Origin of the sequence: Streptomyces tateyamensis (assembly GCF_003205575.1) — a bacterium.
Lineage (GTDB): Bacteria > Actinomycetota > Actinomycetes > Streptomycetales > Streptomycetaceae > Kitasatospora > Kitasatospora tateyamensis.
Map to the genome: position 1 here is coordinate 1 of NZ_PYBW01000200.1, position 12739 is coordinate 12739.

Consider the following 12739-nt stretch of genomic DNA (forward strand, 5'->3'; position numbering starts at 1 on the left):
CGCCGTGAGACAAAGAGGCCGGGGCGCATTGTCCGGCGAGGCAGCCAGCGGGCAGGATGACAGACATGACGCACGTGATGGCGAAGGGCGCCAACATCTCGCTGACCGCGGCGGCGGTCCGCGCCGTGCTGCGCTGGAGCGCGCCGCCGGGGGCACCGGACCTGGACGCCTCCGCGCTGCTGCTCGGGGCGGCGGGCAAGGTGCGGTCCGACGCCGACTTCGTCTTCTACAACCAGCCCCGGCACCCCTCCGGCGTGGTGCGCCACCTGCCCAAGCAGCGGGTGCCCGGCACTGACGAGATCGCCGACACCGTCGAGGTGGACCTGGCCAAACTGCCGGTCGAGGTGCAGCGGGTGGTGCTGGCCGGGTCCGCCGAGACCGGGACCTTCCAGCAGGTGCGCAACCTGCGGGTGCTGCTGCACGACGCGGCCGCACCGGTCGGCAGCCCGCCGCTGGCCGAGTTCGCGGTGCTCGAGGTGGAGCCGGTCGCCGCGCTGATCTGCGCCGAGCTCTACCGGCGCGACGGCGGCTGGAAGTTCCGCGCGGTCGGCCAGGGCTACGCCTCCGGGCTGAGCGGCCTGGCCACCGACTTCGGCATCACGGTGGACGAGGAGCCGCTCCCGGCCCCGGCCCAGGCGGCGCCGACCCCGCCCCCCGCCGAGCCCGCCCGACCGGCCCACCCCGCACCCTCGCCGGTTGCCGCGCCGACCCCGCCGCCGCCCGCCGATCCGCCGACCAACTCGCCCGCCTACGGCTACCCTCAACCGGTGCAGCCCCAGCCCCGGCCGACGTACGGCTACCCGCCCCAGCCCCAACCGCAGCCCAGCTACGGCTACCCGCCGCAGCCCCCGGCGCCACCGCAGCCGCAACCGCAGCCGCAGCCCCCGGTGCAGCAACCCGCCTTCGTCCTCCCCCCGCAGGGCCCGCAGTTCCTCCCCCGCTAGCGGAGGCGCGGGGACCAGGGCGGTCAGCGAGCCGCTACTCCTCCTTGTACCCCCGCTGCCACTGCATCCCGAACCCGTACAGCCGGTCCAGGTCCGCCTGGAACCCGTGCACGTACCGCACCTCCCGACGGGCCATCAGCTTCCCGCCCTGGTTCTCGATCAGCAGCACCGCACACGAACGGGCCGCGCCGGCCCGCTCGTCCAGGTTCACCTCCAGCCGCTGCCCGCTCGGCGGCACGATCTGGATCTGGGCGTGCGTCTGGTCGAAGGCCGGGGTGCCGTCGTAGATGTAGACGAAGATCAGCAGCCGCTTGAACTCGTCCTTCTTCTCCAGGTTGATGTACATCGACTCACCGGACGGCGCCCCGTACTGGTCGTCCCCGCTGAGCTTGATGTACGGCGCCTGCTGCAGGTCGCCGAAGAACTTGCCCAGCGGCTGAACCACCCCGCGGGCGCCGTTGGTCATCTCGTACATGCAGGCCAGATCCAGGTCGACGTTCTGGGCGCCGCTCTGCACGGGCTCCTCGCCCTGGCGCAGCAACTGCCGCGGCTGCAACAGCTTGCGCCGCAGGTTGCCCTGGGAGGAGCCGTCGACCACCCGGGCCGTCCAGTGCAGGTTCACGTACAGGGTGCCGGTGGTCGGCCCCTCCCCGGCCAACTGGTGCGTCGGACGGGACTTGGTGAGGATCACCTTGCCGCCCTGGCCCACCACGTCCGGCACGTTCCGCTCCCCGCGCAGGAACTCCCAGACCGTGCCCATGCCGACCCGCCCCCACCCTCAGCTCGATCCTTCGTCCCCCCCGTGACCGGCGGTGACGGTGCTCTGACGCACCATTGTGCACTGCGCTCCATACCCAGCACCGGGGCTGAGCCACCGTCCGATCCGATCCCCCGTCAGGCCCTGGACCAGCCACCCGCCTGGCGGATGGTCCCACAACTCCTACTCCCGTACCATGCGGCCTCTTCGGACGCGATATCGTCTTGCCGCACAGGTGTCCCCCCGTCACGCGCGGGTCAGTCCAAACCTCCCGCCCCGATCGCGGAAAGCAGAGGCTCACGCCGCAATGTCACTTTCGCCCACTCAACTGGTCTGGGCCGGCATAGCCGGCGCCGGCCTGCTCTTCGTCGCCGTGCTGGTGGCGGTGCTGCGCATGAAGAACTCCAAGCCCGAGGAGAGCGGGGACTCCTGGGAGCGCACCGAGGAGCGCCGGCGGCGCAAGGAGGCGGTCTACGGGATCGCCTCGTACGTCCTGCTGTTCTGCTGCGCCGGCGTCGCGGCCGCGCTCTCCTTCCACGGCCTGGTCGGCTTCGGCACCCAGAACCTGGGCCTGTCGAACGGCTGGGAGTACCTGGTCCCGTTCGGCCTGGACGGCGCCGCCATGTTCTGCTCGGTGCTCGCGGTGCGCGAAGCCAGCCACGGTGACGCGGCGCTCGGCTCGCGCCTGCTGGTCTGGGTCTTCGCGGTCGCCTCGGCCTGGTTCAACTGGGTGCACGCCCCGCGCGGCGGCGACCACGCCGGCGCCCCGCAGTTCTTCTCCGGCATGTCCATCTCGGCGGCCATCCTCTTCGACCGGGCGCTCAAGCAGACCCGCCGCGCCGCGCTGCGCGAGCAGGGCCTGATCCCCCGTCCGCTGCCGCAGATCCGCATCGTGCGCTGGCTGCGGGCGCCGCGCGAGACCTACGCGGCCTGGTCGCTGATGCTGCTGGAGAACGTGCGCAGCCTGGACGAGGCGGTCGAGGAGGTGCGCGACGAGCGGGCCTCCCGGCAGGAGGCCCGCAATGCCGCGCGCAGCGCCGACCGCCGTGAGCGGGCCGAGCTGAAGGCGCTCTCCCGCGGCGGCGTGCTGGGCCGCGGCCGGGGTGGCCGCCAGGTGGCCGCGCTGACCTCCGGCGGCGCCGGCGAGCCCGCTACGGAGCCTGCGCTAGAAGCTGAGGACCCGATGGCCAAGGTCGGCCCCTCCGCGCTGGAGCCCGCCGCCCTGTCCGCCGCGCCGCGCCGCACCGCCGTCGAGGCCGGCCGGTCCGCGAGCGTCGACCTGACTCCGGACGACGACACCCTGTCGATGCCCCGGCTGGAGTCCCCCTTCGACTCGCTGGAGCGCAAGCTGCGGGCGATGGAGAAGAAGCTCGGCTGACCCGGCGCCGTCCGGAGCAGCACACAGCCCCGCACACCACCGGTGTGCGGGGCTGCTTCGTGCCTGCGTCGTGTCTGCTTCGTCCCTGCGTCGTGTCTGCTTCGTCCCTGCGTCGTGCCTGCGCTGTCCCTGCGTCGTGCCTGCGCTGTCCCTGGGTGCCCGGGACCGGCCCGGCGTCAGGGACGGCCGCTGGGCACCGGCTCCAGGTCGGCCATCGCTTCCTCCAACTCGGCCTCGCGGCGGTTGCGCCGCACCGAGGAGGCCAGCGCGGCGCCGATGAAGGCCACGCCGATCAGCCCGGTGACCAACTCCGGGATCTTGTGCGCGATGGAGACCAGCAGGATGACCGCCAGCGCCCCGATCGCGTAGTGCGCACCGTGCTCCAGGTACACGTAGTCGTCCAGGGTGCCCTTGCGGACCAGGTAGACCGTCAACGAGCGGATGTAGAGCGCTCCGATGCCCAGACCCAGGGTGATCTGGAACAGGTTGTCGGTGACGGCGAAGGCGCCGACCACCCCGTCGAAGGAGAACGAGGCGTCCAGCACCTCCAGGTACAGGAAGAGGAAGAACGCCGCCTTGCCGGCCAGCAGCATCGGCGAGGAGCCGTGCAGTTGCGCTGGGACCGCGTCCTGCGCCGGGACCGCGTCCCGCAGATCGGGGATCGCGTCCTGCGGCCCCCTCGGGCCCGGCTCGGCCTCCTCGGCGCCCTCCAGCGAGGACTCGAACAGGCTGGACAGCCCGTTCACCACCAGATAGGTCGCCAGGCCCAACAGACCGGCCAGCAGCACCGTTTCGGCGTGCTCCCCGGCCAGCAGGCGGGCCGCCAGCACCAGCGAGAGCAACGCGATCACCGAGGAGGCCGAACTCAGCCGCCCGATCCGCTCCAGCGGCCGCTCCAGCAGCCGCAGCCAGTGGTAGTCCTTCTCCCCCAGCACGAAGTCCAGGAAGATCATCAGCAGGAAGATGCCGCCGAACGCCGCGATCGCCGGCCCGGCGGCCTCCAGGTGCTGCCCGTAGGTCAGGCCGTCTGCGGTGTGGTCCGAGTTGAGCGCCAGGTCCAGCACGGTGGTCGGGCTCAGCTGCGCGGTCAGGCCGACCACCGCGAGCGGGAAGACCAGCCGCATGCCGAAGACCGCGATCAGCACGCCCAGGGTGAGGAACAGTCGCTGCCAGAACGGGTTCATCCGCTTCAGCACCGTGGCGTTGACCACCGCGTTGTCGAAGGAGAGCGAGATCTCCAGGATCGCGAGGACCAGCACCACGCCGAAGCCCTGGGCGCCCCAGATCAGACCGGCTGCCACCAGCCCGGCGATCGTGGTCGCGACGGACCATCCGAAAGTGCGGAGGAACACGGGGACGACTACCTTTCGGCCGGCAGTTCGGCGCACGCCAGGGGCGTGACCGTCACTGGACGTTGACTCCAAAATCCAGGGCGATGCCACGAAGACCCGATGCGTACCCCTGCCCGACCGCGCGGAACTTCCACTCCCCCTGGTAGCGGTAGAGCTCCCCGAAGATCATCGCGGTCTCGCCGGAGGCGTCCTCGGACAGGTCGTAACGCGCGATCTCCTGGCCGGTGGCCAGGTTGACCACCCGGATGTACGCGTTGCGGACCTGGCCGAAGTTCTGCACCCGCAGTTCGGCGTCGTAGATCGACACCGCGAAGACCACCCGGTCGACGGAGGGCGGCACCAGGTCGAGGGTGACCACCACGACCTCCTCGTCGCCGTCCCCCTCGGCGCCGCCGGTCAGGTTGTCGCCCAGATGCTCCACCGAGCCGTCGGGGCTCTTGAGGTTGTTGTAGAAGACGAAGTGCTCGTCACCGGGCACCCGCCCGCCCGCACACAGCAGCGCGCTCGCGTCGAGGTCGAAGGGCGTGCCGGTGGTGGACCGGGCGTCCCAGCCCAGGCCGATCTGCACCTGCGTCAGGTTCGGCACGGCCTTGCTCAGCGAGACGTTGCCGCCCTTGGCGAGCGTGACACTCATGGTGGCTCTTCCTCCCACTCCCTGGCGGCCCGACTGCGCGCCAGAGCACAGGCGGGCCGACATATATCTCTACGCCATCCCCGCCCGGTCCATGCCGGTCCGGCCGCTGAACATCCTGAACTTGGAACCTATCAAGCGGCCGAAAGCCCTACGATCTCCAGCACACCAGCTACGGGGGAGCCACACCATGTCGATCCAGCCACTGGACCCGACCGATCCGGCCGGGGTCGGGCCGTACCGCCTGATCGCCCGGCTCGGCGCCGGCGGGATGGGTGTGGTCTACCTGGCCCGCTCGGCCGGCGGCCGTACGGTCGCGGTCAAGGTGGTCCGCCCGGAGCTGGCCGCGGACCGCGAGTTCCGCACCCGGTTCGCCCGCGAGGCGGCCGCCGCCCGCGCGGTGGGCGGCGCCTTCACCGCCCCGGTGGTGGACGCCGACACCGAGGCCGCGGTGCCCTGGCTGGCCACCGGCTACGTGCTGGGCACCCCGCTGGGCGAGGCGGTGGCCGAGCACGGGCCGCTGCCCCTCGCCTCGGTGCGCACCCTGGCCTCGGGCCTGGCCCGGGCGCTGGTCGCGGTGCACGCGGCCGGCCTGGTACACCGCGACCTCAAGCCCTCCAACGTGCTGCTCAGCTCGGCCGGCCCGCGGGTCATCGACTTCGGCATCGCCCGCGCACTGGACGAGGAGAAGCTCACCGGCACCGGCCTGGTGGTCGGCTCGGCCGGCTTCATGAGCCCCGAGCAGGCGTCCGGGCAGGCGGCCGGCCCGGCCTCGGACGTCTTCTCGCTCGGCTCGGTGCTGGTCTTCGCCGCCACCGGGACCGGCCCGTTCGGCCGGTCGGACGAGTCCTCGGCGGCCGCGCAGCTGTACCGGGTGGTGCACGAGGAGCCGGACCTGGCGGCACTGCCCGAGGAGCTCTGGCCGGTGGTCACCGCCTGCCTGGCCAAGGACCCGGCCGACCGGCTCACCCCGGTCGAGCTGGTCGAACTGCTCGGCCCGGGCGACTCCACCAGCTGGCTGCCGGCCGCGCTGGCCGCCCGGATCGCCGACCACGCGGCCGCCGTGCTGGACCTGGAGCCGCCCACCCAGCCGCACCGGTCAGCCGCCCCGCTGACGCCTGCTCAGCCCCTGACGCCCGCTCAGCCCGGCGCCGCGCCCGGCTCCGCACCCGGCTCCGCACCCGCCGGCGCGCTCCCCGCCGCCGAGGTTCCGACCGTCGCGGTCCCCGCCCGAACCCCGTCCCGCCGCGCCCTGCTGACCGGTGGCGGCGCGCTGCTGCTGGCCGCCGCGGGCGGTACCGCCTGGGCGCTGCGCGGCCACTCGCCCGCCCCGACGCCGGCCCCCGTCCCGCCCACCGGCGGCCCGACCACCGGCACCGCAGCCCCGAGCCCGTCCCGCTCCCGCGCCAAGGGCGAGCCCCCGCGGCCCAACTGGACCTGGACCGTCCCCACCAACTTCCTCGACGCCCGCCCGGTCTGCTCGCACGGCCTGGTGCTGATCGGCGGCGACGGGGTGTACGCGCTGGACGGCAAGGACCACTCGGTCCGCTGGACCGACCCCAAGGCCGCCGCCGACGACATCCACGCCGAGGGCGACTCGGTCTTCTACAGCCAGCTCAACCTGATGGCGGTCGACCCGGCCGGCGGCTCGGTGAAGTGGAGCTTCGCCCAGAAGCCGGGCCCGGACGCGAACACCCTGGTGACCGCGGCCAGGGTGCTGGCCGCCGACGACCACGCGGTCTACGCCCTGTGCGACGTGATGGGTGCCGACCTGACCACCGACACCCACGTCAAGGGCATCATGGCGCTCTCGCACAAGGACGGTTCGCTGCTCTGGCTGCAGCACCGCAAGCCGGACGCGGACCCGGACGTACTCGCCGTGGTGGCCGGCGACACCCTGCTGTACACCGACTCCTCCACCAACCTGGTGGCCCGCTCCACCGCCAACGGCGAGCAGCTCTGGTTCGCCGACACCCAGTCCCAGGCGCCCTATCCGCCGGCCACCGACGGGACCAGGGCGTTCTGCTCCGCACCGGGCCTGGGCCTGCAGGCGGTCGCGGTGAAGGGCGGCAAGCAGGCCTGGCTGAAGACGCCGCCGCAGAAGCGGCTCTGGTACACCCCGGTCTCGCTCGGCGGCGGGGTGGTCTACGCGGTGCTCGGCGGCGCGACGATGACCATCGACGGCACCACCTACACCCCGCCCGCCGGGCCGGTGCTGATCGCCTACCAGGCGGACAACGGCACCGAGCTGTGGCGGGTCGCGCTCCCGGAGGAGGTCACCATGGCGGAGCCGCCGTTCCTGGCCGGCTCCACCGTGGTGGTGGGCAGCGACACCAAGGGGGTGTTCGCCGTGGACACCAGGACCCATCAGGTCGCCTGGAACTTCCGCAGCCCCTCCACCGCGGCGGCGAGCTGGCAGTTCGCCACCGACGGAAAACAGCTGATCGCCCTTCAGGACAACCAGGTGTACGCCCTGCCGCTGGACTGAGCCGGGGCCCGGACGGGTTGAACCGGCGCCAGACTGAAACGGCGTCAGGCTGAACCAGCGTCAGACGTTGACGCCGAAGTCCAGCGCGATGCCGCGCAGGCCGCTCGCGTAGCCCTGTCCGATGGCCCGGAACTTCCACTCACCGGCGTTGCGGTAGAGCTCGCCGAAGACCATCGCGGTCTGGGTGGAGGCGTCCTCGGTCAGGTCGTAGCGGGCCAGCTCGCGCCCGTCGGCCGGGTCGAGCACCCGGATGTAGGCGTTGCGCACCTGGCCGAAGGTCTGGCCGCGCTGCTCGGCCTCGTAGATCGAGACCGGGAAGACGATCTTGGCGACCTCGTCGGGAACGGTGGCCAGGTCGACCCGGATCACCTCGTCGTCGCCGTGGCCGAGGCCGGTCAGGTTGTCCCCGGCGTGCTCGACCGAGCCGTCCGGGCTCCGCAGGTTGTTGAAGAAGACGAAGTTGGCGTCACTGGTCACCCGGCCCTGCTCGGTGCAGAGCAGGGCGCTGGCGTCCAGGTCGAACTCGGCGCCGGTGGTGGTCCTAACGTCCCAGCCCAGGCCCACCAGCACGCCGGTCAGGCCGGGCGCCTCCTTGCCCAGCGAGACGTTGCCGCCCTTGCTCAGGCTGACACCCATCAGGTTCCTTTCACCGTCCTGCGCGCTCCCGCACCCCGGGCAACGGGCCGATCGTAGTGCGGGGTTCCCTTACCGGGGGACGACGCGGCCCGGCGCGCCGGGGGGGGTTCCCCGTCAGGCCGGGCCGGGCCGAGCCGTGGCTCGGGGGGCGCTCAGAGCGCGCCGAGCGCCGTCAGGTACTCCTTGATGTCCCGCGCGTCCGGCAGGCCGTTGACCACGGACCAGCGCACCGCGCCGGCCTTGTCGATCACGAAGGTGCCGCGCACCGCGCAGCCCTTCTCCTCGTCGAACACGCCGTAGGCGCGCGAGGCGGCACCGTGCGGCCAGAAGTCGGACAGCAGCGGGTACTCCAGCCCCTGCTGCTCGGCGAAGACCCGCAGGGTGAACGGCGAGTCGTTGGAGACCGCGAGGACCTGCACGTCGTCGTTCTGCAGCCGGGGCAGCTCGTTCTGGATCTCGCAGACCTCGCCGGTGCAGACACCGGTGAAGGCGAACGGGTAGAACACCAGCACGACGTTCTTCTCGCCGCGGAAGTCGGAGAGCTTGACCAGCTCGCCGTGCTGGTTCTTCAGCTCGAAGTCCGGAGCCTGGGTGCCGACCTCGATGGCCATGGTGAGGAACCTTTCTCAGCGGTGGGCGCGGCACTGCGACGCGTCCCTGGGTCACGGTGGCGTCCCGAGGGGCCGACCGCGGGCACATCCTCGCATCCACGCGGGGCGATTCGGCCGAACGAGTGAGTTCAGGGGGCGGTTAGGGGGAATGTTCGCCCCGGGCGAACAGTGCTCTCGGCGGCGGCTACAGGGCGGCCGCAGATGCGGACGGGCCCCGCTGGAGCTTCCTCCAGCGGGGCCCGTCGAGCGCGGTGTCAGCGCTTCTTGGCCGCCTTCGGAGTGGCCAACCGGGTGCCGGCCCAGTCCGCCGCGACGGCGACCGAGCTGGTCTGGGAGAGCCCGGCGGTGCTGGCCGCCTCGGCGATCTCGTGCGCCTCGACGTGGCCGTCACGACCCTTCTTCGGGGTCAGCAGCCAGATCAGCCCACCGTCGGCCAGGTACTCCTGGGCGTCGACGAGGCTGTCGGTGAGATCCCCGTCGTCCTCGCGGTGCCACAGCAGGACGGCGTCAGCGACGTCGTCATAGTCCTCGTCGACGAGATCCTCACCGGTGATCTCCTCGACGCCGTCGCGGAGGTCCTGATCGGTGTCTTCGTCGTACCCCAGCTCTTGGACGATCTGACCGGGCTCGAAGCCCAGCTTGACGGCCGGGTTGGACTTGTCCGCGGGGTCCGCGGTCGCGCTCACGGGAATAACCTCCAGTATTTCGGCCCAAGCGTCGGTGCCAGGGCTGTGGCCGTAGTCCACACGGGCGCGGCGGTTCGCGCAAGTACCCGACCCCCGATCCCACCCAAAGGTTGACGTGTCGTAGCAAGACACGCCGTGACCTGTGCCGGGGATCACACCGATTTGCCCTTTTGTCGACGGTTCGCCCATGCTGCGCATGCCGCACGCCATTCGGCAACTTCCGACCCCTGTTCCCATGCTGTGCGCCCGAGATGCGAACGGCATTCGAGGCGGACCCGAGCACGGGCGTAGAGTCTCCTGTTGGCCCTCACACCGGCGGCCCAAGGCGGACCGCCGGCCCGCACGCCACCTGACCGGCTCCCTGACCAGGGGAGATGGTTACCGATCGGTAGATATGACGGATCTCCGAACGCGGTAGCACGATGGAGGCGGCGCGACACACCAAGAGATTCGTCCGAGAGTGAAGGAACAGCGTGGCTTCCGGATCCGATCGCAACCCGATCATCATTGGCGGCCTTCCGAGTCAGGTCCCGGACTTCGATCCCGAGGAGACTGCGGAATGGCTGGAGTCGCTCGACGCGGCCATCGACGAGCGGGGACGTGAGCGCGCCCGCTACCTGATGCTCCGCCTCATCGAGCGGGCCCGTGAGAAGCGCGTGGCCGTGCCCGAGATGCGCAGCACGGACTACGTCAACACCATCGCGACCAAGGACGAGCCGTTCTTCCCCGGCAACGAGGAGATCGAGCGCAAGGTCCTCAACGCGACCCGCTGGAACGCGGCCGTCATGGTCTCCCGGGCCCAGCGCCCGGGCATCGGCGTGGGCGGCCACATCGCCACCTTCGCCTCCTCCGCGTCGCTCTACGACGTGGGCTTCAACTACTTCTTCCGCGGCAAGGACGCCGAGGGCGAGTCCGGTGACCAGATCTTCTTCCAGGGTCACGCCTCCCCCGGCATCTACGCCCGCGCCTTCCTGCTGGACCGACTGAGCGAGCAGCAGCTCGACTCGTTCCGCCAGGAGAAGTCCAAGGCCCCCTACGGACTGTCCAGCTACCCGCACCCGCGGCTGATGCCGGACTTCTGGGAGTTCCCCACCGTCTCGATGGGCCTGGGCCCGCTCGGTGCGATCTACCAGGCCCGGATGAACCGCTACCTGGAGCACCGGGGCATCAAGGACACCTCCGACTCGCAGGTCTACGCCTTCCTCGGCGACGGCGAGATGGACGAGCCCGAGTCGCTGGGCCAGCTGTCGCTCGCCGCGCGCGAGGGCCTGGACAACCTGACCTTCGTGGTCAACTGCAACCTGCAGCGCCTGGACGGCCCGGTCCGCGGCAACGGCAAGATCATCCAGGAGCTGGAGTCGCAGTTCCGCGGCGCCGGCTGGAACGTCATCAAGCTGATCTGGGACCGGACCTGGGACCCGCTGCTGGCCCAGGACCGCGACGGCGTCCTGGTGAACAAGCTGAACACCACCCCGGACGGCCAGTTCCAGACCTACGCCACCGAGACCGGCGCGTACATCCGCGACCACTTCTTCGGCGACGACCTGCGGCTGCGCGCCATGGTCGAGGACATGACCGACCAGCAGATCCAGCACCTGGGTCGCGGCGGCCACGACCACAAGAAGGTCTACGCGGCCTTCAAGGCGGCCCGCGAGCACAAGGGCCAGCCGACCGTCATCCTGGCGCAGACCGTCAAGGGCTGGACCCTGGGCCCCAACTTCGAGGGCCGCAACGCGACCCACCAGATGAAGAAGCTGACGGTCGAGGACCTCAAGCGGTTCCGCGACCGCCTGCACATCCCGATCACGGACAAGCAGCTGGAGGAGGGCTACCCGCCCTACTACCACCCGGGCCGTGACTCGGAGGAGATCCAGTACATGCACGACCGGCGCAGGGAGCTGGGCGGCTACGTGCCGACCCGCAAGGTGCGCCCGACGCAGCTGGTGCTCCCGGGCGACGACGCGTACAAGGCGGTCAAGAAGGGCTCCGGCCAGCAGACCATCGCCACCACGATGGCCTTCGTCCGGGTGCTCAAGGACCTGATGCGGGACAAGGGCATCGGCAACCGCTTCGTGCCGATCGCGCCGGACGAGTACCGCACCTTCGGCATGGACTCGCTCTTCCCCTCGGCCAAGATCTACAACCCGCTCGGCCAGACCTACGAGTCGGTCGACCGCGAGCTGCTGCTGGCCTACAAGGAGTCGCCGACCGGTCAGATGCTGCACGACGGCATCTCCGAGGCCGGCTGCACCGCCTCGCTGATCGCCGCCGGGTCGTCCTACGCGACCCACGGCGAGCCGCTGATCCCGGTCTACGTCTTCTACTCGATGTTCGGGTTCCAGCGAACCGGCGACCAGTTCTGGCAGATGGCCGACCAGCTGGCCCGCGGCTTCGTGATCGGCGCCACCGCCGGCCGCACCACGCTGACCGGTGAGGGCCTGCAGCACGCCGACGGCCACTCGCACCTGCTGGCCTCGACCAACCCCGGCGTCGTCGCCTACGACCCGGCGTACGGCTTCGAGATCGCGCACATCGTCCAGGACGGCCTGCGCCGCATGTACGGCTCCTCCGCCGAGCACCCGCACGGCGAGGACGTCTTCTACTACATGACGGTGTACAACGAGCCGATCCAGATGCCGGCCGAGCCGGAGGACGTGGACGTCGAGGGCATCCTCAAGGGCATCCACAAGTACCGGGCCGGCACCGCGGGCCAGGTCCCGGCGCAGATCCTCGCCTCCGGCGTGGCCGTGCCGTGGGCGCTGGAGGCCCAGCGGATCCTGGCCGAGGAGTGGAACGTCAGGGCCGACGTCTGGTCCGCGACCTCCTGGAACGAGCTGCGCCGCGACGCGGTGGAGGCCGAGGAGTTCAACCTGCTGCACCCGGAGGAGCCGCAGCGCGTCCCGTACGTGACGCAGAAGCTCCAGGGCGCCGAGGGTCCGTTCGTCGCGGTCTCCGACTGGATGCGCGCGGTGCCGGACCAGATCTCGCGCTGGGTGCCGGGTCAGTGGCAGTCGCTGGGTGCGGACGGCTTCGGTTTCGCCGACACCCGCGGTGCCGCCCGCCGGTTCTTCCACATCGACGCGCAGTCGGTGGTGCTGGGCGTGCTGACCGAGCTGGCCAAGCAGGGCAAGATCGACCGCTCCGCGCTGAAGGAGGCGATCGACCGCTACCAGCTGCTGGACGTGGCCGCCGCCCACCCGGGCGCGGCCGGCGGCGACGCCTGAGTCCGGTCCCAGTGAACGGCCGAGGGCCGGCC

General features: G+C 71.2%; 10 protein-coding genes. 4 read left to right on the forward strand and 6 right to left on the reverse strand.

Features of this window, described 5'->3' with window-relative positions; translation table 11 throughout:
• Positions 1-65 precede the first annotated feature (65 nt).
• Positions 66-944 (forward strand): TerD family protein, encoded by an 879-nt coding sequence (locus C7C46_RS32355; RefSeq protein ID WP_110673489.1) that lies wholly within the window; start codon positions 66-68, stop codon positions 942-944.
• A 34-nt stretch (positions 945-978) separates the two neighbouring features.
• On the opposite strand, the gene C7C46_RS32360 is transcribed toward C7C46_RS32355, so the two are convergent.
• The gene (locus C7C46_RS32360) at positions 979-1704 is read right to left on the reverse strand and encodes a Tellurium resistance (RefSeq protein WP_110673490.1); all 726 of its coding nucleotides are present in this window, start codon (positions 1702-1704) and stop codon (positions 979-981) included.
• A gap of 304 nt (positions 1705-2008) precedes the next feature.
• On the opposite strand from C7C46_RS32360, the gene C7C46_RS32365 reads away from it, so the two are divergent.
• Entirely contained in the window at positions 2009-3079 is a 1071-nt protein-coding gene (locus tag C7C46_RS32365) for a DUF2637 domain-containing protein (protein ID WP_110673491.1), read from the forward strand.
• Positions 3080-3255: 176 nt separating this feature from the next.
• Here C7C46_RS32365 and C7C46_RS32370 read toward each other — a convergent pair whose 3' ends face one another.
• Both C7C46_RS32370 and C7C46_RS32375 read right to left on the reverse strand, forming a co-directional pair.
• Complete coding sequence (locus C7C46_RS32370) at positions 3256-4431, reverse strand: DUF475 domain-containing protein (RefSeq protein ID WP_110673492.1); 1176 nt, start codon at positions 4429-4431, stop codon at positions 3256-3258.
• 52 nt (positions 4432-4483) lie between these two features.
• Positions 4484-5065 (reverse strand): TerD family protein, encoded by a 582-nt coding sequence (locus tag C7C46_RS32375; protein ID WP_110673493.1) that lies wholly within the window; start codon positions 5063-5065, stop codon positions 4484-4486.
• Positions 5066-5252: 187 nt separating this feature from the next.
• On the opposite strand from C7C46_RS32375, the gene C7C46_RS32380 reads away from it, so the two are divergent.
• Positions 5253-7550 (forward strand): protein kinase domain-containing protein, encoded by a 2298-nt coding sequence (locus tag C7C46_RS32380; protein ID WP_110673494.1) that lies wholly within the window; start codon positions 5253-5255, stop codon positions 7548-7550.
• A 60-nt stretch (positions 7551-7610) separates the two neighbouring features.
• Here C7C46_RS32380 and C7C46_RS32385 read toward each other — a convergent pair whose 3' ends face one another.
• The 3 genes from C7C46_RS32385 to C7C46_RS32395 form a co-directional block, all read right to left on the reverse strand.
• Positions 7611-8186 (reverse strand): TerD family protein, encoded by a 576-nt coding sequence (locus C7C46_RS32385; protein WP_110673495.1) that lies wholly within the window; start codon positions 8184-8186, stop codon positions 7611-7613.
• A 152-nt stretch (positions 8187-8338) separates the two neighbouring features.
• Positions 8339-8797 (reverse strand): peroxiredoxin, encoded by a 459-nt coding sequence (locus C7C46_RS32390; protein ID WP_110673496.1) that lies wholly within the window; start codon positions 8795-8797, stop codon positions 8339-8341.
• Positions 8798-9051: 254 nt separating this feature from the next.
• Positions 9052-9483 carry a DUF3052 domain-containing protein gene (locus C7C46_RS32395; protein ID WP_110673497.1) on the reverse strand — a complete coding sequence of 144 codons (432 nt, stop codon included), beginning with the start codon at positions 9481-9483 and terminating at the stop codon, positions 9052-9054.
• Positions 9484-9956: 473 nt separating this feature from the next.
• Between C7C46_RS32395 and aceE the strand changes: the two genes are divergently transcribed.
• Positions 9957-12707 carry a pyruvate dehydrogenase (acetyl-transferring), homodimeric type gene (gene aceE, locus C7C46_RS32400; protein ID WP_110673498.1) on the forward strand — a complete coding sequence of 917 codons (2751 nt, stop codon included), beginning with the start codon at positions 9957-9959 and terminating at the stop codon, positions 12705-12707.
• The last annotated feature ends 32 nt before the right edge of the window (positions 12708-12739 follow it).